This window comes from Amaricoccus sp., from assembly GCF_036846665.1.
Taxonomy (GTDB): domain Bacteria; phylum Pseudomonadota; class Alphaproteobacteria; order Rhodobacterales; family Rhodobacteraceae; genus Amaricoccus.
Map to the genome: position 1 here is coordinate 1 of NZ_DAIUBO010000005.1, position 23,429 is coordinate 23,429.

The following is a 23,429-nucleotide window of genomic DNA, read 5'->3' on the forward strand; positions in this document are numbered from 1 at the left end:
AGCTCTTGCGGGTGCGCCAGGGGCGGGGCCAGCCGATCCGCAGCGACGGGCCGGGGAGCCCCCACCTGGCCAAGAGCGGCACGCCGACCATGGGCGGGCTGCTGATCCTCTCGGCCATCGTCTTCTCGACCCTGCTCTGGGCGCGCTGGGACAACGGCTATGTCTGGATGGTGCTCTTCGTGACCCTGTGCTTCGGGCTGATCGGCTTCGTCGACGATTACGCCAAGGTGCGCAAGCAGACCCATGCCGGGGTCTCGGGGCGGGTGCGGCTCGGCGCGGGCTTCGCGGTGGCGCTGATCGCCGGGGGCTGGGCGATGTATCTGCATCCCCCCGACCTGACCGGGCAGCTCGCCTTCCCGGTCTTCAAGCAGTTCATGCTCGATCTCGGCTGGTTCTTCCTGCCCTTCGCGATGCTGGTGATCGTCGGCGCGGCCAATGCGGTCAATCTCACCGACGGGCTCGACGGGCTGGCGATCATGCCGGTGATGATCGCGGCAGGCTCCCTCGGCGTCATCGCCTATGTGGTCGGGCGCACCGATTTCACCGAATATCTCGGCGTGCATTTCGTGCCCGGCACCGGCGAGATCCTGATCTTCGTCGCGGCGCTGATCGGCGGCGGGCTCGGGTTCCTGTGGTACAACGCCCCTCCCGCAGCGGTCTTCATGGGCGATACCGGCAGCCTCGCGCTCGGCGGTGCGCTCGGGGCGATCGCGGTGGCGACCAAGCACGAGATCGTCCTGGCGATCATCGGCGGGCTCTTCGTGGTCGAGGCGCTGAGCGTGATCATCCAGGTCGCCTACTACAAGCGCACCAAGAAGCGGGTGTTCCTGATGGCGCCGATCCACCACCATTTCGAGAAGAAGGGCTGGGCGGAGCCGCAGATCGTGATCCGGTTCTGGATCGTCTCGCTGATCCTGGCGATGATCGGGCTGGCCACGCTGAAGCTGCGCTGAGGCGGCAGGTCGCGGCGTCTCGGGATGAGACCATGCGCATGTATATGACATCGCTTGGCAAATGTGGTAGCGTCAGAGGCACCCACAGGGCGTGGTTCTCTCCGTAGGGATGAGCCGGAATGCGGCGCATGCGACTGACCGAGGCGCTGACGGCGCGGGTGCCTCCCTTCAGCGGCGAAAGCGGGCGGCTTGCGGGGCGCAGCGACCTTCCCACGGAGGCGGAATACGCCGCCGCGACGGCGGCGCTGATGGCCGGGGCGCCGCCATCGGGCGCGGTCTGGATCTTCGCCTATGGCTCGCTGATCTGGAACCCCGAGTTCGACTATGCCGAGGAGCGGCTCGGCGTGGTCGCGGGGTGGCGGCGCTCGTTCTGCATCGGCTGGGTCCGGCTCTATCGCGGCACGCCGGAGCGGCCGGGAATCGCGCTGGGACTGCAGGGCGGCGGGTCCTGCAAGGGCGTGGTGTTCCGCCTGGCGCCGGAGACGCTGGCGGAGAACCTCGCCCGCGTGGTGCGGCGCGAGCATCCCGTGCGCTTCGACAGGCCGCACATGCGCTGGGTCACCGCGCGCACGGACGCGGGTCCGGTGCGGGCCCTGGTGGTGATCGCGGACCGGTCGCATCCGGCCTTCCTTCCGGACCTGCCGGAGGAGGTGGTGGTCGAGGCGCTGGCGACCGCTGCGGGCGAGCGCGGAACCTCGGCGGATTACCTGCGCAGCACGGTGGAGCATCTGGAGGCGCGCGGCATCCATGATCGCTACCTGTGGCGGATGCAGGATCTCGTCGCGGAGCGGCTGGAGCGCGGCGCGCGCCGGGACTGATACCGGCGGCAGACCGTGCGTGGGGGGCCCGACGGAGATCGGCCGGTGCGGTCAGCCGCCCTCGATCACGGCCAGCGGCACTTCGTAGACCTCGTGACCGTCGATGGTGACGGTCCAGGTGTCGCTCTCGTAGCGGGCATCGACCGCGCGGTTGGTCGCGTTCACGTAGGGCGTGCCGTCGGTTGCGTCCTTCAGGAAGTTCATCGTGAACCGCTCGCCCCGCGGGCTCTCGACCTCGATCGAGGCCTGGCCGTTCTCCATGCGCAGGATCCCGGCCGGGCACTGGCCGAAGTCCGTCGCCGTGGCAGCGCGGCAGGCGAGGAGCGTGGTCGCGTCGTAATCCGCGGTCGAGAAGGGGGCCGTCGGATTGTCGGTCTCGTCGGGATGCAGCGCCGAGCTGTCCCAATAGAGGAAGATGCTGATGTCGGGGAAGCGGAAGATCAGCCCCTGGTCGCCGAGGCCGCTCTGGCGATAGACCGTCCGGCCATCCTGATCGTGGAAATTGCCCGGGGTCTCGCCGGAGGGCGTGAGCTCGTGGGTCACGCCGTCGCCGCGGGTGATGGTGATGGCGCCCTGGCTCTGCGCGAAGGTGCAGGGCAGCATCGTCTCGATCCGGTCCGAGCCCGCGGGATAGATCTCGCAGGCGGCCTCCGTCCAGTCGGCGGCGGCCGGGGCGGCCCAGAGCGCCGCGAGAACCGCCGCCAGAGAAAGCCTGTAGCGCATGTCTTCCGCCTCGATGGGCCGCGAGGCGGGTAGGGTGCCCGGTGCGGGCGGCGCGCGCAAGGGCGAGGCTCGCGGAGCCTTTTGCATCCCGCGGCGAGCTTGTCGAAACAGGAGCGGCGGCGAGGGGCGCCCGCCGAAGGAGCATGCCATGGTCGCTGCGACCGTCCTTTCCGCCATCCCATGCGCGGGGATCGCCGCGTGATCCCGGTCCGCGGCTACGACGGCCACAAGGTGGCGGTGCTCGGGCTCGGGCGGTCGGGCATGCCGGCGGTGGCAGCCCTTCGGGCGGGCGGGGCGGAGGTCGTCGCCTGGGACGACGGTGAGGCGGCACGGGCGCGGGCGGCGGCCGAAGGCACCGCGATTGCCGATCTCGCGCGGGCGGATGCCTGGGACGGGATTGACGCGCTGATCGTCTCCCCCGGCATCCCGCATCTCTATCCCGAACCGCATCCGGCCGTCGCCGCTGCCTGGGCGGCGGGGGTCGCGGTCGACAACGACGTGGGCCTCTTCTTCCGCTCCTTCGCGACGCCGGCATGGGACGCGTTCGAGCGGGTGCCGCAGGTGGTGGCGATCACCGGCTCGAACGGGAAATCGACGACCACGGCGCTGCTCGCCCATGTGCTCGAGGCGAGCGGGCGGCCGGTGCAGATGGGCGGCAACATCGGGCGGGGCGTGCTCGACCTCGAGCCGGCCGAGGACGGCATGGTGGTGGTGCTGGAGCTCTCCTCCTACCAGACCGAGCTCGCCCGGGCGCTGCAGCCCGACATCGCGGTCTTCCTCAACCTCTCGCCGGACCATCTCGACCGGCACGGCGGGCTTGGGGGCTATTTCGCCGCCAAGCGGCGGCTCTTCACGCAAGGGGGGCCTTCGCGGTCGATCATCGGGGTCGACGAGGAGGAGGGCCGGTTCCTCGCCAATGTGATGCGCGAGGAGGCGGGCTCGGGGGATCCGGTGATCGAGGTCTCGGTGACGCGGAAGCTTGCCGGCGTGAGCTGGAGCGTGACCGCGCGCAAGGGGTTCCTCGCGGAATGGCGCAACGGACGGCAGCAGGGATCGGTCGACCTGCGGGGGATCGTGTCCCTGCCCGGGGCGCATAATCACCAGAACGCCTGTGCCGCCTATGCCGCGGCGCGGTCGCTCGGCATGGCGCCGCGGGTGATCGCCGAGCGGCTGGCGAGCTATCCCGGCCTGCCGCACCGGGCGCGCACGGTGGCGACGCATCGCGGGGTGCGCTTCGTCAACGACAGCAAGGCGACCAATGCCGACAGCGCCGGAAGGGCGCTGGCGAGCTTCGAGCGCATCCGCTGGATCGCCGGGGGGCGGCCCAAGGGCGGGGGCATCGAGAGCCTGCGCCCGCTTTTCGGGCGGATCGCCAAGGCCTATCTGATCGGCGAGGCGGCGGGGGAATTCGCCGCGACGCTCGGGGAGGTGCCCCATGTGGTGAGCGGGACGCTGGCGGCAGCGGTGGAAGCGGCCGCCGCAGAGGCGCAGGCGGGCGAGACGGTGCTTCTGGCGCCGGCCTGCTCGAGCTTCGACCAGTTCACGAGCTTCGAGGAGCGGGGCGAGGCATTCGAGGCGCTGGTGCGGGGATATGCTGCATCAGTCCAACCGGCCTCGCCGCACGGCTCCGCGCACTAACCACCGATTCACAAATCGCTGGTCCAGGGCATTCCGGGGACGTATTTTCGTTTCCTGGGTGAAAATTAGGATAAAGATCGGTCATGGCGAAGGTTCAATTCTATCAGGGCGTCGATATGGCGCACTCTTCGGTATTCTATGGAGATGTTCTTGTTGCAAACTACACAACAATAAGGATCTCGAATGGTATTGAAACGGGGACATACAGAGGCGATTTTTGGTATGATTACGACGGTTTCGTGAATGGCACGGTATCAAGTTATACTCAACGTATTGGAGAATCTCTATTTTATGTTGCGACAAACATAAATAGAGATGCAAGTGTTATGTTGTATTCGGATATATATTTCGATAGCCAGCGTGAGACGTTTGCTTATGCCCTATCGGGGGCGGATCGTATCACAGGTTCGAAGCAAAGCGATATTCTGTTGGGCTTCGACGGCAACGATCTGATTTCAGGGAAGGGCGGAGACGATCTCGTTCTCGGCGGGGAAGGCGATGACCTTCTCAACGGCAATATCGGAAATGACACCATCAGGGGTGACGAAGGCCGCGACCGGCTCTTCGGCGGTACGGGCTTTGATCGTCTGAACGGCGGGGAGGACAACGACCGGATCTTCGGCGAGGACGGCGACGACGAACTCGCGGGCGGCGCGGGCAACGATGCGTTGAATGGGGGGCTTGGCCGGGACCGCCTCACCGGGCACAGCGGGGCGGACAGGTTCGTGTTCAATTCGATTGAAGAGGCCGGCAAGGGGCCGGGCCGGGACGTCACCGTCGACTTCGTTCATGGAAGCGACCGAATCGATCTTGCGCGGATAGACGCCGACGTGACGCTGGGTGGAAACCAGGCATTTCAGTTTATTGGTGACAGCCGCTTCAGCGGTGTGGCCGGCGAGGTGAACTATCGGAACGGGTTCGGTTCCGGCGATGTCGACGGCGACCTGCGCGCCGATTTTCATATCGAGATCGCCGATCACGCTACGGTTGAAATATCCGACTTCATTCTTTGACTGGCGCCGGCAAATCTCGTGTCTTTAGTAGGCTTCAGGGAAGGTTCTCTTCGAGCCGGCGAAACCCGTACTGAGTTGCCGCACATCTCGACGCGCTTCGTCGGTTGATGTGATGGCCTATGCCTGATCGCTCAGACCGCCGGCTCGCCGCCGGCACGCGGGCGGTCTACTCGGCTTCGGCGGCGGGGTTCGATCGGCATCGCGCGCGGGGGCTTGCGCCGGGCATTCGGTCTGGCTGGCGCGGGCGGGGTGATGTTTTCCGGCACGCGGCGGCGCAGCCCTCGTCTCGGGTCGGGGCGGTCGTGGCAGAAAGGAAGAAGAAAGAACAATCTCCAGCTGCGATCGCTCTGCCCTCCGCGCGTGGAGTACTGGTCAAACGGGCCTGAAACGGCTATAGGTTGTATCCGACGCCCGGATCGTGGAGCCAAACCGCGGCCGGGACGACGAGGCAGGCATTGGGAAAGGGCAGTTCCCGTTGACCGACATGGTGCATGGCGCGGCTTCGGCGCGGCCGGGCGAGGCGATCGTCCCGGAATGGTGGCGCACGGTCGACCGCTGGTCGCTGGCCGCCATCGTGGCGCTCTTCCTGATCGGGCTCTTGCTGGGGCAGGCGGCCTCGCCGCCGCTCGCATTGCGCAACGGGCTCGATCCCTTCCACTACGTCACCCGGCAGGCGGCCTTCGGGGTGCTGGCGCTCTTCCTGATGGTCGTCGTCTCGATGATGGCGCCCCACCGGCTGCGGCGCTGGGCGGTAATGGCCTTCATCGCCTCCTTCGTCGCGCTGGCGCTCCTGCCGGTTTTCGGCACCGATTTCGGCAAGGGCGCGGTGCGCTGGTATTCGCTGAAGGTGGTCTCGGTCCAGCCCTCGGAATTCCTCAAGCCCAGCTTCGCCATCTTCGCCGGCTGGCTGATGGCGGCGAGCTACGACGTCAAGGGGCCGCCCGGCACCGCGATCTCCTTCGTCTTCGCGCTGGCGCTGACCACGATCCTGGCGCTCCAGCCGGATTTCGGCCAGGCGGGGCTGATCATCGCCTGCTGGGCGCTGATGTATTTCGCCGCCGGCGCGCCGGTGCCGCTGCTCGGCGGCGTCGGCGCCGGCGTGGTCGCGGTCGGCTGGTTCGCCTATCACAATTCCGAGCATGTGGCGCGGCGCATCGACGGCTTCCTGAGCTCGGAGGTCGATCCGCGCACGCAGATCGGCTATGCCACCAATGCGATCCAGGAGGGCGGCTATCTCGGGGTCGGGATCGGCAATGGCAGCGTGAAATGGACCCTGCCGGACGCGCATACCGATTTCATCATCGCGGTGGCGGCCGAGGAATTCGGGCTGATCCTCTGCGTGCTGATCCTCGGCCTCTATATGACGATCGTGGTGCGATCGCTCCTGCGGCTTGTGCGGGAGCGCGATCCCTTCGTGCGGCTGGCGGGCACCGGGCTCGCGGTGCTGCTCGGCATGCAGGCGATGATCAACGTGGGCGTCGCGGTGCGGCTCCTGCCGGCCAAGGGCATGACCCTGCCGCTCATCTCCTACGGCGGCTCCTCGCTGATCGCCGCCGGCCTCGGGCTCGGCGTGCTGCTGGCGCTGACGCGCCGGCGGCCGCAGCACGATCTCGACGACATCCTCGGGCCGGCGCGCTGAGGCGGTGGCGATGGCGGAGGCGCCCCTGCTCGTGATCGCGGCCGGCGGCACCGGCGGGCACATGTTCCCGGCCCAGGCGCTGGCCGAGGCGATGCTCGGGCGCGGCTGGCGGGTGCGGCTCGCCACCGACGCGCGCGGGGCGCGCTATGCCATGGGATTTCCCGAAGCGGTCGAGCGGGTGGTCACCGCCGCGGCGAGCCTCAGCCAGGGCGGGCTGGCGCGGCGGGTGACCGCGCCCTTCAGCGTGGCGGCGGGCGCGGCGGCGAGCATCGCGGCGATGCGCCGCGAGCGCCCCGATTGCGTGGCGGGCTTCGGCGGCTATCCGGCGCTGCCGGCGATGATCGCGGCGACCGCGCTGCAGATCCCGCGGCTGATCCACGAGGCGAACGGCGTGCTCGGCCGGGTCAACCGCGCCTTCGCGCGGCGGGTCGACGTGGTGGCCTGCGGCACCTGGCCCACGGAGGTCCCCGAGGGCGCGAGGGTGGTGCATACCGGCAATCCGGTGCGCGCCGCGGTGCTCGCCGAGCAGGGCGCGACCTATGTCATGCCCGGCGACTGGCCGATGGGGCTGCTGGTGATCGGCGGCAGCCAGGGCGCGGGGCTCTTCGCGCGCGTGGTGCCCGAGGCGCTGCGGCTGCTCGATCCCGGCTTGCGCGCGCGGCTCAGGCTCGCGCAGCAGGTGCGGCCCGAGGACATGGCGCGCACCGGCGACGTCTATGCCGATCTCGGCATCGAGGCGGATCTGCGCGGCTTCTTCGAGGACGTGCCGCAGCGGCTGGCGGAGGCGACGCTGGTGATCAGCCGGGCGGGCGCGAGCTCGATCGCCGATGTCACGGTGATCGGTCGGCCGGCGATCCTGATCCCCTATGCGGCGGCGACCGACGACCACCAGGCGGCGAACGCCCTCGGCCTCGTGGAGGCCGGCGGCGCCTTCATGATCCGCGAAGAGGATTTGACCGCCGAGGGGCTGGCGGGGCATATCACCGCGATCCTGGCCGACGCCGAGGGCGCCGCGGCCATGGCCGAGGCGAGCCTCGCCCAGGGCCGGCCCGACGCGGCGGAGCATCTGGCGGGCCTCGTGGTCGAGCTCGCCCAGCAGGGAAGAAACGCATGAACGGACAGACGCGGCTGCCGCACGACATCGGCGCGATCCATTTCACCGGCATCGGCGGCATCGGCATGTCGGGGATCGCCGAGGTGCTGCTGAACCACGGCTTCACCGTGCAGGGCTCGGACCTGAAGGCCTCGCCGATCACCGAGCGGCTGGCGGCGAAGGGCGCGCGCATCTTCATCGGCCAGAGCGCGGAGAACCTCGAGGGCGCGGAAGTGGTGGTGATCTCCTCGGCGATCAAGCGGGGCAACCCCGAGCTCGACGCGGCGCGGGCCAAGAACCTGCCGGTGGTGCGGCGCGCGGAGATGCTCGCGGAGCTGATGCGGCTCAAGTCGAACGTGGCGGTGGCCGGGACCCACGGCAAGACCACCACGACCTCGATGGTGGCCGCGCTGCTCGACGCCGGCGGCATGGATCCGACGGTGATCAACGGCGGCGTGATTCATGCCTATGGCTCGAACGCGCGCATCGGCGCCGGCGAATGGATGGTGGTGGAGGCCGACGAGAGCGACGGCAGCTTCAACAAGCTGCCCGCGACCGTGGCGGTGATCACCAATATCGACCCCGAGCATCTCGACCATTACGGCGATTTCGACAGCCTGCGCGCGGCCTTCGACACCTTCGTGTCGAACATCCCCTTCTACGGGCTGGCGGTGGCCTGCATCGATCATGCGGAGGTGCAGGCGCTGGTGGGGCGGATCACCGACCGGCGGGTGGCGACCTATGGCTTCAACCCGCAGGCGGACGTGCAGGGCCGCGACCTGCGCTTCGAGGACGGCGGGGCGAGCTTCGACGTCGCCCTCAACGCCGAGGGGCGGGTGATCGAGGGGGTGCGGCTGCCGATGACCGGGGACCACAATGTCTCGAACGCGCTCGCCGCGGTGGCGGTGGCGCGGCATCTCGGCATCGCGCCCGGCGCGATCAAGACGGCGCTGGCGGCCTTCGGCGGGGTGAACCGGCGCTTCACCCGCGTCGGCGTGGTCGACGGCGTGACCATCATCGACGATTACGGCCATCACCCGGTGGAGATTGCCGCGGTCCTGAAGGCGGCGCGGCAGGCGACCAAGGGCCGGGTGATCGCCGTCCACCAGCCGCATCGCTACACGCGGCTGCGCGACCTCTTCACCCAGTTCTGCGGCTGCTTCAACGATGCCGATACCGTGGCGATCGCCGAGGTCTATACCGCCGGCGAGGCGCCGATCGAGGGCATCAGCCGCGACACGCTGGTGGGCGGGCTGATCGCCCATGGCCACCGCCGGGCGCTGCCGCTCGCCGGCGAGGCGGCGCTGGCGGATTTCGTGCGCGCCGAATGCCGGCCCGGCGACATGCTGGTCTGCCTCGGCGCCGGATCCATCTCGGCCTGGGCCAATGCCCTGCCGGCGCGGCTCGGGGCGGAGAACGGCGCGAAGGAGCCGGTGGAGGCGTGAGGCGCGGCGCGCGCCGCGCGGCGGCCCTTGCCGCCAGATTGCGCGCGCGGTTGCGCGCATCTTCTTTTCTTCGGTGATGCGCCTGTTGGCGCATCACGACTGCTCTCCAGGTTAGCAAACCTGAATGAAGGCCGGGGAGACGATCGGGCTGCCGTGACGATGGTGTCGATGGGTTTGGGGCGCAGGGCCATGGGACGGCGCGGGGGCGGTGAGCCTCCTTTGGGGTCGTTCGGCCGGGCCGCGCCTGCGCCGCGCTCAGCGCGGCAGGGGCATGTTGTCGATGAGCCGCACGCCGCCGAGCCAGGCGGCGGCGAGCAGTCGGGCGGGCTCTACCGCGCCGGCGGCCGGCGCGAGGTCGGCGTCGCGGCGCAGCTCCAGGTATTCGACCGCATCGAAGCCGGCGGCCAGGATCCCGGCGCGCGCCGTCGCGACGGCCTGCTCGGGCGGGGTGCCGGCGGCGATGGCGGCGGCGGCCTTCCGCAGCGCCGCGGCGAGCGCCGGGGCGACGGCGCGTTCCGCCGCGGCGAGCCGGGCATTGCGCGAGGAGAGCGCGAGGCCGTCGGGCTCGCGCACCGTGGCGCAGCCGGTGATCTCGGCCGGGATGTCGAGGTCCCGGACCAAGCGCTGCACCAGCCTGAGCTGCTGGAAGTCCTTCTCGCCGAAGAAGGCGCGATCGGCGCCGGTCTGCAGGAGGAGCTTGGCGACGACCGTGGCGACGCCGTCGAAATGCCCGGGCCGGAAGGTCCCTTCGAGCCCTTCGCCGGCCCCCGCGACCGTGACGGTGGTGGCAAAGCCCGGCGGGTAGATCTGATCGGGATCGGGCGCATAGAGCAGGTCGATGCCGAGCGGGGCGAGCCTGGCCGCGTCGCTCTCCTCGGTGCGGGGATAGGCGGCCAGGTCGTCGGGGCTGTCGAATTGCCGGGGATTGACGAAGAGGGTGACGATGACCCGGTCGGAGGCCGCCAGCGCGGCACGGGCGAGGCTCAGGTGGCCTTCGTGCAGCGCGCCCATGGTGGGCACGACGCCGACGCGCTGACCGGCCGCCTTCCAGCCGGCGACGGCGCTGCGCAGCGCAGCCACGGTCCGGATGATGGGAATGCCCATGGTGCCGCCCCCGGCTCAGGATTCGGGGAAGGTATGCTCGCGCGCCGGAAAGCGGCGGGCGCGCACGTCTTCGGCATAGGCCGCGATCGCCGCATCCGTGGCCTGGCCGAGCTCGGCATAGCGGCGCACGAACGACGGGCGGAAGTCGGTGAAGAGGCCGAGCATGTCGTCGACCACCAGGATCTGGCCGTCGCAGGCGGGCGAGGCGCCGATGCCGATGGTCGGGATCGCAACCCGCTCGGTGATGTCGCGGGCGAGGGGCTCGGTGATCTTCTCGAGCACGACGGCGAAGGCGCCGGCTTCCGCCACGGCGCGCGCGTCGCGGATCACCTGCTCGGCCTCGGCGCCGCGGCCCTGAACGCGATAGCCGCCCGTCACGTTGACCGACTGGGGCATGAGGCCCACATGGGCCATCACCGGGATCGCCCGGCGCGTGAGGAAGGCGATCGTCTCGGCCATGGTCTCGCCGCCCTCGAGCTTGACGGCGGCGCATCCGGTCTCGGCCATGACCCGGGCGGCGGTGCGGAACGCCTGGTCGGGGCCTTCCTCGTAGCTGCCGAAGGGCAGGTCGACGACGAGCAGCGCGCGCCCGGTGCCGCGGCGGACCGCCCGGCCGTGCAGGATCATCATCTCGACCGTCACGCCGATCGTGGAGGGCAGGCCGTGCACCACCATGCCGAGGCTGTCGCCGACGAGGATCACGTCGGCATGGGCATCGACGAAACGCGCCATCGGCGTGGAATAGGCCGTGAGGCAGACGAGCGGCGTGCCGCCCTTGCGTGCCCGGATGGCCGCCGGCGTCAGGGTCTTCTGCGGTGCGCTGGCGCTCATCGGTGGCCCTCCCCCCGATTCCGCATCCGCGCGGAACCCGCGGCGGAAGGTCGGCGGAAAGGCGCGGCGCGTCAACCGTGCTTCGGCCTTGCGGGGTGACATGAGCGGCGGCGGAAATCCCGGTGCGATGCCGCCGGTGCGCGGCGTGCTGACGGCCGGCCGGCCGATGGCGGATCTGACCTGGCTCCGGGTCGGCGGACCCGCCGACTGGCTGTTCCAGCCGGCGGACGAGGGTGACCTGGCCGGGTTTCTCGCCGCATTGCCGGGCTCGGTGCCGGTGCTGCCGATGGGCGTGGGCTCGAACCTCATCGTGCGCGACGGCGGCATCGCCGGCGTGGTGATCCGGCTGGGGCGCGGCTTCAACGGGATCCGGATCGAGGGCGAGCGGGTGATCGCCGGGGCGGCGGCGCTCGATGCGCATGTGGCGCGCAAGGCGGCGGAGGCGGGGCTCGACCTGACCTTCCTGCGCACCATTCCGGGCTCGATCGGCGGCGCGCTGCGGATGAATGCCGGCTGCTACGGCAGCTACATGGCGGATGTCTTCGTCTCGGCGCGGGCGGTGGGGCGCGACGGGGTCGCGGTCGATCTGTCGCCGCAGGATCTTGCCTTCGCCTATCGCGCCACCGCCCTGCCGGAGGGCATGGTGGTGACCGAGGTGGTGCTGCGGGGGGCGCCGGGCGCGCCGGCGGAACTGGCGGCGCGCATGGAGCGGCAGCTGGCGGCGCGCGACGCCTCGCAGCCGACCGGGGAGCGCTCCGCGGGTTCCACCTTCCGCAATCCGGCGGGATTTTCCTCCACCGGGCGGGCGGACGACGTGCATGATCTCAAGGCCTGGAAGCTGATCGAGGATGCGGGCATGCGGGGCGCGCGCCTCGGCGGCGCGCAGATGTCGCCGAAGCATGCCAATTTCCTGATCAACGCCGGGGGGGCGAAAGCCGCCGATCTGGAGAATTTGGGCGAATTGGTGCGAAAAAAGGTTTTCGAAACCAGCGGAATAGCACTAGAATGGGAGATCATGCGGATCGGGAGACCCTGATCGCGCAAGGAAGGCCCGACAAGCCCGGATAAGGGCTGCGGGAAGAAGTTGAGGCGGGCATGTCGAGCAGGACAGCAGCCCGCATCGCGGTCCTCAAGGGCGGCCGGTCCGCCGAGCGGGAAGTCTCGCTCGTCTCCGGTGCCGAATGTGCGGCGGCGCTGCGGCAGGAAGGCTATCGGGTCGTCGAGATCGACGCCGGCCCCGATCTCGCGCAAGCCTTGGTCGAGGCGAAGCCGGACGTGGTCTTCAACGCGCTGCACGGCCGCTGGGGCGAGGACGGCTGCGTGCAGGGCCTGCTGGAATGGCTCGGCATCCCCTATACCCATTCCGGCGTGCTGGCCTCGGCGCTGGCGATGGACAAGCGCCGCGCCAAGCAGGTCTTCCGCGCCGCGGGCCTGCCGGTGGCCGAGGGCCTGCTCGCCTCGCGCGAGGAGGTGCGGGCCAGCCATCCGATGCCGCCGCCCTATGTGGTCAAGCCGGTCAACGAGGGCTCCTCGGTCGGGGTCTACATCGTCCCTGCCGGCGCGAACGGCCCGGCGCAGGTCTCCGACGACATGCCCGAGACGCTCTTGGTGGAGGCCTTCGTGCCCGGGCGCGAGCTGACCACCGCGGTGATGGGCGACCGGGCGCTGGCGGTGACCGACATCATCGCCGAGGGCTGGTACGATTATCACGCGAAATACGCGCCGGGCGGGTCGCGGCACGTGGTGCCGGCGGAGCTTCCCGCGGAGATCACCGAGGCCTGCCTCGATTATGCGCTGCGCGCCCATGCCGCGCTGGGCTGCCGCGGGGTGAGCCGCACGGATTTCCGCTGGGACGAATCGCGTGGGCTCGCGGGGCTCCATCTCCTGGAGATCAACACACAGCCGGGCATGACGCCGACCTCGCTCGCGCCCGAGCAGGCGGCGCATTGCGGCATGTCCTTCGGGGCGCTGGTGCGCTGGATGGTGGAGGACGCCTCGTGCTTCCGGTGAAGACGCCCCGCCGCGATCCCGCGCCGTCGCGGCTGCGCTACCGGCTGACGCGGCTCTGGCTCAGGCCGGGCTTCCGGCGGCTGGCGAATTTCGGGCTGCCGATGCTGGCGGGGCTGCTCGCGGCCTGGACGCTGATGGCGGAATACGATCTGCGCGGCCGGGCCATGCTGGCCTTCGAGCGGATGCGCGAGGCCATCGTCGAGCAGCCGCAATTCGTCATCACCCGCATCGACATCCCCGATGTCAGCCCCGATCTCGCCGAGCAGATCCGGGTCGCGGCCTTCGTCGACCTGCCGGCCTCGAGTCTCGAGGTGGACGTGGTCTCGGTGCGCGCCCGCATCGAGGCGCTCGACGCGGTGGAGCGGGCCCGGGTCCGGGCGCCGGCGAGCGGCGTGCTGGAGATTCGCGCCATCGAGCGGGTGCCGGTGGTGGTCTGGCGCTCGGGGCCGGGGCTGCAGCTGCTCGATCCCGCCGGGGTGCGGGTGGCCGAGGTCGACAGCCGGTTGCGCCGCCCGGACCTGCCGCTGATCGCGGGCGAGGGCGCCGCCGGGCAGGTTCCCGAGGCGCTGGAGCTCTTCGCGCTGGCCCGGCCCTTGCACGACCGCATCCGCGGTCTCGTGCGCATGGGCGAGCGGCGCTGGGATCTGGTGCTCGACCGCGACCAGGTGATCCGCCTGCCGGAGACCGGCGCCGCGGCGGCGCTGGCGCATGTCATGGATCTGCAGGCCGCCGAGGATTTGATGGATCGCGACCTCACCGTGGTCGACATGCGCGACCCGCGGCGGCCGATCCTGCGGCTGGGCGAGAATGCGGTGGCGGAACTGGTTCGGGTGCGGGCGATGGTTGCAGGAGAAGATGCATGAGGCGACAGCTCTACGAGGTGCAGCGCGCGATGCGCTCGCGGCGCGAGACGGCGCTCCGGCGCGGCGTGATCGCGGTGCTCGACATCGGCACCACCAAGGTCGCCTGCCTCGTGCTGCAATTCGTGCCCGAGGAAGTCGGCGAAGGCGTCGAGACCCGGCCGGTGCTGCGCCAGGGCGCCTTCCGGGTGATCGGCGCGGCCAATACCCGCTCGCGCGGCATCGCGCTCGGCGAGATCACCGCGATGGACGAATGCGAGCGGGCGATCCGCACCGCGATCCAGGGCGCGCAGAAGATGGCGAACCTGCGGGTCGACCATGTGATCGTGAGCTTCTCCGGCGGGCGGCCCCGCTCCTACGGGGTGGCGGGCGAGATCGAGGTCGAGAACGGCGCCGTGGCCGAGCGCGACATCGGCCATGTGCTCGCGGCCTGCGACATCCCCGAATACGGCCACGGCCGCGACGCGATCCATGCGCTGCCGGTGAATTTCGCGCTCGACCATCGCTCGGGGCTGACCGACCCGCGCGGCCAGATCGGCCGCAGCCTCGCGGTGGACCTCCATCTCGTCACCGTCGCCGCCACGCCGCTCCGCAACGTCCTGCAATGCATCCGGCGCTGCGATCTCGAACTGGCCGGGGTGGTGGTCGCGCCCTATGCGAGCGGGCTCGCGAGCCTCGTTGAGGACGAGCAGGAACTCGGCGCGGCCTGCGTCGACATCGGCGGCGGGGCCACCGGCCTCTCGATCTTCGTGCGGCGGCAGATGATCTACGCCGATTGCGTGCGCATGGGCGGCAGCCACGTCACCTCCGACATCTGCCAGGGGCTGCAGGTCTCCATGGCCGATGCCGAGCGCCTCAAGACCATGCACGGCGGGCTGGTGGCGACCGGGGTCGACGACCGCGAGATGATCGAGCTTCCCTCCATCCTCGGCGACTGGGACCACGACCGGCGGCAGATCTCGCGCACCGAGCTGATCGGGGTGATGCGGCCGCGGGTGGAGGAGATCCTCGAGGAGGTGCGCGCCCGGCTCGATGCCTCGGGATTCGAGTACCTGCCGAGCCAGCGCATCGTGCTGACCGGCGGCTCGGCGCAGATCCCCGGGCTGGAGATGGTCGCGAGCCACATCCTCGGGCGGCAATGCCGGGTCGGCAAGCCGCTCCGGGTGCAGGGCCTGCCGCAATCGGCCACCGGGACCGCCTTCGCGACGGCGGTCGGGCTCGCGATGCATGTCTCCCATCCCCAGGACGAATGCTGGGATTTCGAGATGCCCGCGGACCGCCAGGGGGCCCGCCGCGTCACCCGGGCGCTGCGATGGTTTAAGGAGAACTGGTAACTTGCGACACTGCGCAACAATTCCGCTTTATCTAGGGGTTAGCTACAATATATTGGGGTCAAACCCATGAAAACGCGTGACCCTAGCGGCGAGAATCGCTATATTGCGAATCGTGACGACAGGCACGAACTCCGCGATAGGGGCGCGGAGGCAGGGCGAAACCAACAGGCGGATGACACCATGGCTCTTACACTCAGCATACCGGTTACCCAGGACCTCAGCCCCCGGATCACAGTGATCGGCGTCGGCGGCGCCGGCGGCAATGCCGTCAACAACATGATCGAGAAGGAGCTCGAGGGCTGCGAATTCGTGGTGGCCAATACCGACGCCCAGGCGCTCCAGCAGAGCCGCGCCACCAACAAGCTCCAGCTCGGCGCGCGGGTCACCGAGGGGCTCGGCGCGGGCGCGCGGCCCGAGGTGGGCGCTGCGGCCGCCGAGGAGAGCATCGAGGACATCGTCGAGAAGCTCTCGGGCTGCCACATGTGCTTCATCACCGGCGGCATGGGCGGCGGCACCGGCACCGGGGCGGCCCCGATCATCGCCAAGGCGGCGCGCGAGATGGGCGTGCTGACCGTGGGCGTGGTCACCAAGCCCTTCCAGTTCGAGGGCTCGCGCCGCATGCGCCAGGCCGAGAACGGCGTCGACGAGCTGCAGAAGCATGTCGACACGCTGATCATCATCCCCAACCAGAACCTGTTCCGGCTGGCGAACGAAAAGACCACCTTCACCGACGCCTTCGCGCTCGCCGACGACGTGCTCTACCAGGGCGTGAAGGGCGTCACCGACCTCATGGTCCGGCCCGGCATCATCAACCTCGACTTCGCCGACGTGCGCTCGGTGATGAACGAGATGGGCAAGGCGATGATGGGCACCGGCGAGGCCGAGGGCGAGGACCGCGCGGTGCAGGCCGCCGAGAAGGCGATCGCCAACCCGCTCCTCGACGAGATCAGCCTCAAGGGCGCCAAGGGCGTGCTGATCAACATCACCGCCGGCCCCGACCTCACGCTCTTCGAGCTCGACGAGGCCGCCAACCGCATCCGCGCCGAGGTCGATCCGGAGGCAAACATCATGGTCGGCTCGACCCTCGACCCGGAGATGGCCGGCCAGATGCGGGTCTCGGTGGTCGCGACCGGGATCGACGCGCTGGCCCGGAGCGAGAACGTGCCCGTGCCGCAGCGCAAGGTCGCCGAGCCGATCGCCGCGCCCGCCGCCGCGGCGCCGAAGCCCGCGCCGCAGCCGGCGCCCGAGCCGCTGGCCCAGCCCGAGGTCGCCCGGACGCCGAGCTTCGCCGATACGCAATCGGTCGCGATCGAGCGCGAGAGCTTCGAGGCCGAGCCGGGCTACGCGCCGGCGCCGCAGCCGGTGCCGCAGCCGGCGGAGATGCAGCGCACCGCGCCCTACGGCCAGCCGAAGATCGGCGCCGCGGGCGAGCCCCGGCGGGCGGGCGAGCCGTCGCCGGATGCGCTGCGCCGGCTCCAGGCGGCGGTGCAGAACGTGCCCAAGGCGCAGCCCATGGTCCGGCCGCTCGCTTCCTCGCCGCGCGAGGCCGAGCGCAACAGCCGGCTGACGATCAACAGCCTGATCCACAAGATGACCGGGCAGGCGGGGCGCGAGGCGCCGGGTGCGCGCCAGCGGCCGGCGGAACCGGGCTTCGCGGCGCAGGAGCCGCATGCCCACGAGCAGGATTACGAGGATACCGAGCGCGAACGCGTCGACATACCGGCCTTCCTCCGACGTCAGGCCAACTGATCGGGAGCCCCCCCCCACACACCGCAAGTCGGCTCCCGAGCAAAGGCATCCGGACCCCCGGGTGCCTTTTTTCTTGGCAGGGGCGGCCCCGGTGCGGCGCGATCGGCGGGAGTGTGCAGTGTTGCAATCGGTCACAAAGCTTGATTTGTCGCGAATTTGGCCAATCCCTACATTGCGCTGCATGAGACAGGCGGAATTCGCAGGAAAATCCGTCGTCGGAAGTGCGGGGGCCATCATGCAGACCACCTTGAAGGGCGAGACGACGCTTGTCGGAATGGGGCTCCATTCCGGCCGTCCGGCGCGGCTGCGCCTCCGTCCCGCCAGCGAGGGCGGCATCCGCTTCCGCCGGGTGGACGTGACCGACCGCGACAACGTCATCCCCGCGCGCTTCGACCTGGTGAGCGACACGCGGCTCTGCACCGTGCTGAGCAATGCCGCCGGGGTCTCGGTCTCGACCGTGGAGCATCTGATGGCGGCGCTGGCCGGGACCGGCGTGACCCATGCCATCGTCGAGATCGACGGGCCGGAGGTGCCGATCATGGACGGCAGCTCGCTGCGCTTCGTCCAGGCGATCCTGCGCGCGGGTCTGCGCGGCCTCGGCGGCCCGCAGCGGGCGATCCGCGTGCTCGCGCCGGTGCGCGTGGTGGAGGGCGACGCGCGGGCGGAGCTCGCGCCCGCCCAGACGCTCTCGATCGATTTCGAGATCGACTTTCCCGATGCGGCGATCGGCCGGCAGTCCCGCGCCATGGCGATGGTCAACGGCGCCTTCGTGCACGAGCTGAGCGATTGCCGCACCTTCTGCCGGCGGGCGGAGGTCGAGGCGATGCGCGCCGGCGGGCTGGCGCTGGGCGGCTCGCTCGACAATGCCGTGGTCGTCGAGGGCGACCGCGTGCTCAACCCCGGCGGTTTCCGGCGGGTGGACGAATGCGTGCGGCACAAGATGCTCGACGCGGTCGGCGACCTCGCGCTCGCGGGCGCGCCGATCCTCGGCGCCTATCGCGGGGTCCGGGCCGGCCACGGCCTCACGAACCGGCTGCTGCGGCGGCTCTTCGCGACCGAGGGCGCCTGGGAGGAGGTCGTCATCGACGCCGCCACCGCGCGCCGCCTGCCCGGCGCGGGCCTCGGCATTGCGGATCTGCGCCGCGCCGGCTGAGGCGGAGCGGCGGTCGAAGGGTGCAGCCCGGCAGGGCTGCGCTTTTCGTTTCAACCCCCCGGAAAGCTGTGCTACCTCGTTGCCGTCGACGGGGCCCGCGCGGCGCTTCGTCGGGTCGAAAGCCTCAGGGGTAGCGATGATTTTCGTGCGACGTTGGGGGCGGTTTCCGGCACTTGCCGCCACTTTCGGAATGACGCTCGCGCTGGGGGCCTGCAGCTATCTGCCCGCCTCGCTGGGAGGCCAGCCGACGGCCCCCATCGAAACGCGATCGCCGCAGGAGATCTATCTCGACGGCGAGGCCCTGCTCGCCACCAACCAGCCGCGCGAAGCCGGCGAGATGTTCGGCGAGGTCGAGCGGCTCTATCCCTATTCGGAATGGGCCAAGCGCGCGATGCTGATGTCGGCCTTCGCCTATCACGAGGGCTCGCTCTTCGCCGAGAGCCGGGCGGCGGCGGAACGCTATCTCGATTTCTATCCCGCGGACGTGGACGCGCCCTATGCGCAGTTCCTGATCGCGCTGAGCTATTACGACCAGATCGTCGACATCGGCCGCGACCAGTCCAATACCTTCGATGCGCTGCAGGAGATGCGCGACATCATCGAGCGCTATCCCGACAGCGAATACGCGGCCTCCGCGCAGCTGAAGTTCGAGTTGGCACTCGACCATCTCGCGGGCAAGGAGATGGAGATCGGGCGCTACTACCTCAACCGGGGCTTCTATACCGCGGCGATCAACCGCTTCCGGGTGGTGGTCGAGGATTACCAGACGACCACCCACACGCCGGAGGCCCTGCATCGCCTGGTCGAGAGCTATCTCTCGCTCGGGCTGGTCGACGAGGCCCAGACTGCGGCGGCGATCCTGGGGCATAATTTCCGCGGCTCGCCCTGGTACGCCGACAGCTACGTGCTCCTGACCGGCCGGGGCTTGCGTCCGGCCGATGTGGAGAGCGGCAGCTGGCTGAACCAGACCTATCGGCAGGTGGTGCAGGGGAAATGGCGCTGAGGGCTGACGACGGGCCGGGATGCTGCGCGCGCTGACAATCCGCGACATGGTCCTGATCGAGCGCGCGGAGCTCGGCTTCGAGCCCGGGCTGAACGTGCTGACCGGCGAGACCGGGGCCGGCAAGTCGATCCTGCTCGATTCTCTCGGCTTCGTGCTCGGCTGGCGCGGGCGGGGCGATCTGGTGCGCAGCGGGGCCGCCCGGGGCGAGGTGACCGCCGAATTCGAGCTTCCCGAGGGCCATGCGGCGCAGGCGATCCTGCGCGCGGGCGGCCTGCCCGAGGAGGATCTGCTGCTGCTGCGGCGCAGCCTCGGGGCCGACGGCCGCCGCCAGGCCTGGGTCAACGACCGCCGGGTGACGGCCGAGATGCTCCGCGCGCTCGCCGATGCGCTGGTCGAGCTGCAGGGCCAGCAGGACGACCGCGGCCTGCTCGATCCGCGCGGCCATCGCGACCTGCTCGACGATTTCGCCGGGGCGGGCGACCAGGCCCTCGCGGTGCGGCAGGCCTGGGCCGCGCGCGCAGGCGCCGCGGCGGCGTTCGAGGCGGCGAAGGCGGCGCGGGAGGAGGCGGCGCGGGATGCGGATTATCTCGCCCATGCCCTGGCCGAGCTCGACGCGCTCGCCCCGGAGCCGGAGGAGGAGGCCGCGCTGGACGCGCGGCGCCGGGCGCTGCGGGCGGCGGAGCGGATCCGCGCGGATGTGGCGCGGGCGGCGGAGGCGCTGGGACCCGAGGGGGCGGAGGCGCCGCTCGTCGAGGCGCTACGCCGGCTGGAGGCGGCGGCGGGACCCGCCGAGGGCCTGCTCGACCCGGCGCTCGACGGGCTCGGGCGGCTGCTCGGCGAGCTCTCCGAGGTGCTCGGCGTCGTGGAGGCGGTGCAGGCGGCGATCGGCATCGATCCGGGCGAGCTGGAGCGGGTCGAGGAGCGGCTCTTCGCGATCCGCGGCCTCGCGCGCAAGCATCAGGTTCCGCCCGATGCGCTGGCGGATCTCGCCGCGGACCTGCGGGCACGGCTGCGGGCCGTGGAGGAGGCCGATGCCGATCTGGATCGCCTCGCGGCGGAGCTGGCCGCGGCGGAGGCGGCCTATGCGGCGTCGGCCGGGGTGCTCTCGGCGCGGCGCGCCGAGGCGGCGCTGCGCCTCGATGCGATGATGGCCGGGGAACTGCCGGCGCTGAAGCTCGAGCGGGCGGTCTTCGTCACCGAGATCGCGCCCGGCGAGCCCGGGCCGGGGGGCAGCGACCGGGTGCGCTTCACCGTCGCGACCAATCCCGGTGCCGCGCCGGGGCCGATCGACCGCATCGCCTCGGGGGGCGAGCTCTCGCGCTTCCTGCTGGCGCTGAAGGTTTGCCTCGGCGGAGAGAGCGGGGCGCTGACGCTGATCTTCGACGAGATCGACCGCGGCGTGGGCGGCGCCACGGCGGATGCGGTGGGGCGCCGGCTGCAGGCGCTCGGCGAGCGCGCGCAGGTGCTGGTGGTGACCCATGCGCCGCAGGTCGCGGCGCGCGGCCGGCATCACTGGCGGGTCGGCAAGACCGTCGCGGGCGGCGCGGCGCGCACCGAGGTCACCCGGCTCACGGCGGCCCAGCGCCGCGAGGAGATCGCGCGCATGCTGGCCGGCGACGTGATCACCGACGAGGCCCGCGCCGCGGCCGGGGTGCTGATGGAGGGGTGAGCGGCGGCGCCGCCGTCGCCGCTGCGGGCCGATCGGCCGGGCTACGGACCGTCGGCAAGCGGCCGGCAGGCGGCGGCGAGCCATGCCGCATCCCCGGCATCGACGAGCGGCGCGAGATCCGCGGCGACGCGGGCGTGATAGGCGTCGAGCCATTGCCGTTCGGCGGGGTCGAGCAGGTCCGCGTCGATCAGGCGGCGGTCGATCGGGGCGAGGGTGAGGGTCTCGAAGCCGTGCATCGGCCGCTCGCCGCCCTCGGGAATTTCCGCGGGCCGGACCACGGCAAGGTTTTCGATGCGGATGCCGTAGAGGCCCTCGCGGTAATTGCCCGGCTCGATCGACAGGATCATTCCCGCGCGGATCGGCTCGGTGGAGCGCCGCGAGAGGCCGGCGGGGCCTTCGTGCACGCCGAGGTAGGATCCCACCCCGTGGCCGGTGCCGTGGTCGTAGTCGAGCCCGGCCTGCCAGAGCGCGGTGCGCGCCACCGCGTCGATGTCGCGCCCGGCGAGGCCCTCGGGCCAGCGCAGCCGCGACATGGCGATCAGTCCGCGCAGGACGAGGGTGAAGCGCCGGCGCGCGTCCGCCGGCCCCGGGCCGGTCGCCAGGGTGCGGGTGATGTCGGTGGTGCCGTCGTCGTATTGGGCGCCGCTGTCGACGAGCAGGAGGTCGCCGGGCGCGATGGTGCGGTTGGTGGCCTCGTTCACGCGGTAATGCACGATGGCGCCGTCGGGGCCGGCGCCGCAGATCGTCTCGAAGGCGATGTCGCGCAGGGCCCCGGTGGCGGTGCGGATCTCCTCGAGCCGGCGCACCACGTCGATCTCGGTCAGGCCGCCCCGGGCTGCGGTCCGGTCGAGCCAGGCGAGGAAGGCGACCATCGCCGCGCCGTCGCGGCGATGCGCGCTGCGGGCGCCGGCGATCTCGGCCTCGGTCTTGCAGGCCTTGGGCAGGATGCAGGGATCGGTGCGCCAGACGATCGCCGCCCCGGAGGCGGCGGCGAGCCGGTCGGCGATCCAGACCGGGGTGCGGGCCTTGTCGAGCGCGACCCGGCCGGTCAGCTCGGCGACGTGATGGCCGAGATCCCCGGGCGCGTGGATCGCCACTTCGTTGCCGAGATGGCTGCGCAGCCCGGCATCGACCTTGGCGGGATCGGCGAAGAGATCGACCCGCCCCTCGGCATGGAGGATCACGAAGGCATGCGCCACCGGGGTCCGCGCCACGTCGCCGCCGCGCAGGTTCAGGAGCCAGGCGATCGAATCGGGCGCGGCGATCACCGCGGCGGCGAGGTCGTTCTCGCGCAGGTCCGCGGCGAGGGTCTCGCGCTTCTCGGCGGCGCTGCGGCCGGCGAGCGTCTCGGCATGCGGGCGGATCCGCGCCCTGGGGGCTTCGGGCTGGTCCTCCCAGACCGCATCGACGAGATTGTGGATGCCGACGAGCTCGAGCCCGTGCGGCGCCAGCGCCTCGCGCAGCGCCTCGATCTCGCCGAACGTGTGCAGCCAGGGGTCGAAGCCGATCCGGCCGCCCTCGGGCAGGGCGCCGGCGAGCCAGTCGGCGGGCTTGTCCTCGGGGTGGCGGCAGAGCGCGAAGCGCGTGGCGTCCACCTCGGTGCGGGCCTGGAGCGTGTAGCGGCTGTCGACGAAGAGCGCGGCCTGCGCCGCGGTGACGACGGCGAGGCCGGCCGATCCGGTGAAGCCGGTGAGCCAGGCCAGCCGCTCGTCCCGCGGCGCCACGGTCTCGCCCTGATGCGCGTCGGCGCGCGGCACGAGGAAGCCGTCGACCCCGGCCTCCTCCATGACCCGGCGCAGGGGCGGCAGGCGAACTGCGGCGGTCTCGGGGGTGGTGCGGCGGTGGAAATCCTGGAGCATCGGCGATCCCTGGCGCCGCCGGTCGGGCGGCCTGTTAACCGCTCTCTCTAAACGGCGGTTTGCAGCGCGCGTCAATGAAGGTAGGATTACGAGTAGATGAATCGCCTGTAAGTTGAGGTCGCCTATGCCGCGACCGTCTGCAAACCGAGAATGCCATGCGAATTCTTCTCGCGGCCCTGCTGATGGGCGCAGCCTTCCTTCTCGCCGTTGCCGATTGGCAGGCCACGCTCGGCCAGGGCTATGCCTATCGCCTGCGCTCGATCGACCAGGCGCTGGCCGGGGTCTGGCCCGGCTGGCACGCCCGGTTCGTCGAGGGCTGGCAGCTGCACGGGTTCCTCTTGTGGGATCCGGTCGGGGCCTTCCTCATGGCGCTGCCGCTGGCGCTGGTCCTCGCCGCGCTGGCGATGCTGCTCTGGGTGTCCCGGGCGCGCTGAAGGGCCCGGCGGGATCCGATCCGGGCTTTGCGCGCGCGCGCACATCGGGCCATCATGTTGGAATCATGTGGGAAGTCTTCCCGCGTTAACCGGATCTTCAC

At 70.8% G+C, this 23,429-nt stretch carries 20 protein-coding genes; 16 read left to right on the plus strand and 4 right to left on the minus strand.

Features of this window, described 5'->3' with window-relative positions:
- Nucleotides 1-953, plus strand: a 953-nt coding sequence (gene mraY, locus V7050_RS01050; protein ID WP_324410179.1) for a phospho-N-acetylmuramoyl-pentapeptide-transferase, incomplete at its 5' end; no start/stop codon positions are given.
- Between the two features lie 119 nt (nt 954-1,072).
- The gene (locus V7050_RS01055; RefSeq protein WP_324374354.1) at nt 1,073-1,771 is read left to right on the plus strand and encodes a gamma-glutamylcyclotransferase; all 699 of its coding nucleotides are present in this window, start codon (nt 1,073-1,075) and stop codon (nt 1,769-1,771) included.
- Nucleotides 1,772-1,822: 51 nt separating this feature from the next.
- Here V7050_RS01055 and V7050_RS01060 read toward each other — a convergent pair whose 3' ends face one another.
- Nucleotides 1,823-2,494 (minus strand): hypothetical protein, encoded by a 672-nt coding sequence (locus tag V7050_RS01060; RefSeq protein WP_324367317.1) that lies wholly within the window; start codon nt 2,492-2,494, stop codon nt 1,823-1,825.
- Nucleotides 2,495-2,692: 198 nt separating this feature from the next.
- Between V7050_RS01060 and murD the strand changes: the two genes are divergently transcribed.
- The 5 genes from murD (at nt 2,693) to murC (ending at nt 9,322) form a co-directional block, all read left to right on the plus strand.
- Nucleotides 2,693-4,132, plus strand: coding sequence for a UDP-N-acetylmuramoyl-L-alanine--D-glutamate ligase (murD, locus tag V7050_RS01065; protein ID WP_324367315.1), 1,440 nt, complete (start codon nt 2,693-2,695; stop codon nt 4,130-4,132).
- Between the two features lie 83 nt (nt 4,133-4,215).
- The gene (locus V7050_RS01070) at nt 4,216-5,145 is read left to right on the plus strand and encodes a calcium-binding protein (protein ID WP_324367313.1); all 930 of its coding nucleotides are present in this window, start codon (nt 4,216-4,218) and stop codon (nt 5,143-5,145) included.
- Nucleotides 5,146-5,620: 475 nt separating this feature from the next.
- Nucleotides 5,621-6,784 carry a peptidoglycan glycosyltransferase FtsW gene (locus tag V7050_RS01075; RefSeq protein WP_324367311.1) on the plus strand — a complete coding sequence of 388 codons (1,164 nt, stop codon included), beginning with the start codon at nt 5,621-5,623 and terminating at the stop codon, nt 6,782-6,784.
- A 10-nt stretch (nt 6,785-6,794) separates the two neighbouring features.
- A complete protein-coding gene (locus V7050_RS01080) occupies nt 6,795-7,898 on the plus strand; it encodes a UDP-N-acetylglucosamine--N-acetylmuramyl-(pentapeptide) pyrophosphoryl-undecaprenol N-acetylglucosamine transferase (RefSeq protein WP_324374352.1) in 1,104 nt (367 codons plus the stop codon).
- Nucleotides 7,895-9,322 (plus strand): UDP-N-acetylmuramate--L-alanine ligase, encoded by a 1,428-nt coding sequence (gene murC, locus V7050_RS01085; protein ID WP_324370752.1) that lies wholly within the window; start codon nt 7,895-7,897, stop codon nt 9,320-9,322. The genes V7050_RS01080 and murC overlap by 4 nt, the downstream gene beginning before the upstream one ends.
- Nucleotides 9,323-9,577: 255 nt before the next feature.
- Here the strand turns inward: murC and panC are convergent, their stop codons facing one another.
- Together panC and panB are read right to left on the minus strand one after the other, a co-directional pair.
- Complete coding sequence (panC, locus tag V7050_RS01090) at nt 9,578-10,426, minus strand: pantoate--beta-alanine ligase (RefSeq protein ID WP_324365255.1); 849 nt, start codon at nt 10,424-10,426, stop codon at nt 9,578-9,580.
- 15 nt (nt 10,427-10,441) lie between these two features.
- Nucleotides 10,442-11,257, minus strand: coding sequence for a 3-methyl-2-oxobutanoate hydroxymethyltransferase (gene panB / locus V7050_RS01095; protein WP_324365256.1), 816 nt, complete (start codon nt 11,255-11,257; stop codon nt 10,442-10,444).
- Nucleotides 11,258-11,384: 127 nt separating this feature from the next.
- On the opposite strand from panB, the gene murB reads away from it, so the two are divergent.
- From murB to recN, 8 genes are all read left to right on the plus strand, one after another.
- Entirely contained in the window at nt 11,385-12,293 is a 909-nt protein-coding gene (murB, locus tag V7050_RS01100) for a UDP-N-acetylmuramate dehydrogenase (protein ID WP_324365287.1), read from the plus strand.
- Between the two features lie 59 nt (nt 12,294-12,352).
- Complete coding sequence (locus tag V7050_RS01105; RefSeq protein WP_324365257.1) at nt 12,353-13,267, plus strand: D-alanine--D-alanine ligase; 915 nt, start codon at nt 12,353-12,355, stop codon at nt 13,265-13,267.
- Entirely contained in the window at nt 13,255-14,130 is an 876-nt protein-coding gene (locus tag V7050_RS01110) for a cell division protein FtsQ/DivIB (RefSeq protein ID WP_324365258.1), read from the plus strand. Before V7050_RS01105 ends, V7050_RS01110 begins: the two co-directional genes overlap by 13 nt.
- Entirely contained in the window at nt 14,127-15,461 is a 1,335-nt protein-coding gene (gene ftsA, locus V7050_RS01115; RefSeq protein WP_324365259.1) for a cell division protein FtsA, read from the plus strand. Before V7050_RS01110 ends, ftsA begins: the two co-directional genes overlap by 4 nt.
- Nucleotides 15,462-15,641: 180 nt before the next feature.
- A complete protein-coding gene (gene ftsZ, locus V7050_RS01120) occupies nt 15,642-17,210 on the plus strand; it encodes a cell division protein FtsZ (RefSeq protein WP_324365260.1) in 1,569 nt (522 codons plus the stop codon).
- Between the two features lie 235 nt (nt 17,211-17,445).
- Entirely contained in the window at nt 17,446-18,363 is a 918-nt protein-coding gene (gene lpxC, locus V7050_RS01125) for a UDP-3-O-acyl-N-acetylglucosamine deacetylase (protein ID WP_324365261.1), read from the plus strand.
- Nucleotides 18,364-18,499: 136 nt separating this feature from the next.
- Complete coding sequence (locus V7050_RS01130; protein ID WP_324365262.1) at nt 18,500-19,366, plus strand: outer membrane protein assembly factor BamD; 867 nt, start codon at nt 18,500-18,502, stop codon at nt 19,364-19,366.
- Between the two features lie 19 nt (nt 19,367-19,385).
- Nucleotides 19,386-21,035, plus strand: coding sequence for a DNA repair protein RecN (recN, locus tag V7050_RS01135; protein WP_324365263.1), 1,650 nt, complete (start codon nt 19,386-19,388; stop codon nt 21,033-21,035).
- A 41-nt stretch (nt 21,036-21,076) separates the two neighbouring features.
- Here the strand turns inward: recN and V7050_RS01140 are convergent, their stop codons facing one another.
- The gene (locus V7050_RS01140; protein WP_324365264.1) at nt 21,077-22,894 is read right to left on the minus strand and encodes an aminopeptidase P family protein; all 1,818 of its coding nucleotides are present in this window, start codon (nt 22,892-22,894) and stop codon (nt 21,077-21,079) included.
- A gap of 155 nt (nt 22,895-23,049) precedes the next feature.
- Between V7050_RS01140 and V7050_RS01145 the strand changes: the two genes are divergently transcribed.
- Entirely contained in the window at nt 23,050-23,328 is a 279-nt protein-coding gene (locus V7050_RS01145; protein WP_324365265.1) for a hypothetical protein, read from the plus strand.
- The last annotated feature ends 101 nt before the right edge of the window (nt 23,329-23,429 follow it).

Excerpts from the sequence above, each read along its gene's own strand:
- panC (WP_324365255.1), bottom strand. The coding sequence starts at position 10,426 with ATGGGCATTCCCATCATCCGGACCGTGGCTGCGCTGCGCAGCGCCGTC.
- ftsZ (WP_324365260.1), top strand. The coding sequence starts at position 15,642 with ATGGCTCTTACACTCAGCATACCGGTTACCCAGGACCTCAGCCCCCGG.
- V7050_RS01140 (WP_324365264.1), bottom strand. The coding sequence starts at position 22,894 with ATGCTCCAGGATTTCCACCGCCGCACCACCCCCGAGACCGCCGCAGTT.
- recN (WP_324365263.1), top strand. The coding sequence starts at position 19,386 with ATGCTGCGCGCGCTGACAATCCGCGACATGGTCCTGATCGAGCGCGCG.
- murC (WP_324370752.1), top strand. The coding sequence starts at position 7,895 with ATGAACGGACAGACGCGGCTGCCGCACGACATCGGCGCGATCCATTTC.
- ftsA (WP_324365259.1), top strand. The coding sequence starts at position 14,127 with ATGAGGCGACAGCTCTACGAGGTGCAGCGCGCGATGCGCTCGCGGCGC.
- V7050_RS01060 (WP_324367317.1), bottom strand. The coding sequence starts at position 2,494 with ATGCGCTACAGGCTTTCTCTGGCGGCGGTTCTCGCGGCGCTCTGGGCC.
- V7050_RS01145 (WP_324365265.1), top strand. The coding sequence starts at position 23,050 with ATGCGAATTCTTCTCGCGGCCCTGCTGATGGGCGCAGCCTTCCTTCTC.
- V7050_RS01070 (WP_324367313.1), top strand. The coding sequence starts at position 4,216 with ATGGCGAAGGTTCAATTCTATCAGGGCGTCGATATGGCGCACTCTTCG.
- lpxC (WP_324365261.1), top strand. The coding sequence starts at position 17,446 with ATGCAGACCACCTTGAAGGGCGAGACGACGCTTGTCGGAATGGGGCTC.
- V7050_RS01080 (WP_324374352.1), top strand. The coding sequence starts at position 6,795 with ATGGCGGAGGCGCCCCTGCTCGTGATCGCGGCCGGCGGCACCGGCGGG.
- V7050_RS01130 (WP_324365262.1), top strand. The coding sequence starts at position 18,500 with ATGATTTTCGTGCGACGTTGGGGGCGGTTTCCGGCACTTGCCGCCACT.
- V7050_RS01105 (WP_324365257.1), top strand. The coding sequence starts at position 12,353 with ATGTCGAGCAGGACAGCAGCCCGCATCGCGGTCCTCAAGGGCGGCCGG.
- murB (WP_324365287.1), top strand. The coding sequence starts at position 11,385 with ATGCCGCCGGTGCGCGGCGTGCTGACGGCCGGCCGGCCGATGGCGGAT.
- V7050_RS01055 (WP_324374354.1), top strand. The coding sequence starts at position 1,073 with ATGCGGCGCATGCGACTGACCGAGGCGCTGACGGCGCGGGTGCCTCCC.
- panB (WP_324365256.1), bottom strand. The coding sequence starts at position 11,257 with ATGAGCGCCAGCGCACCGCAGAAGACCCTGACGCCGGCGGCCATCCGG.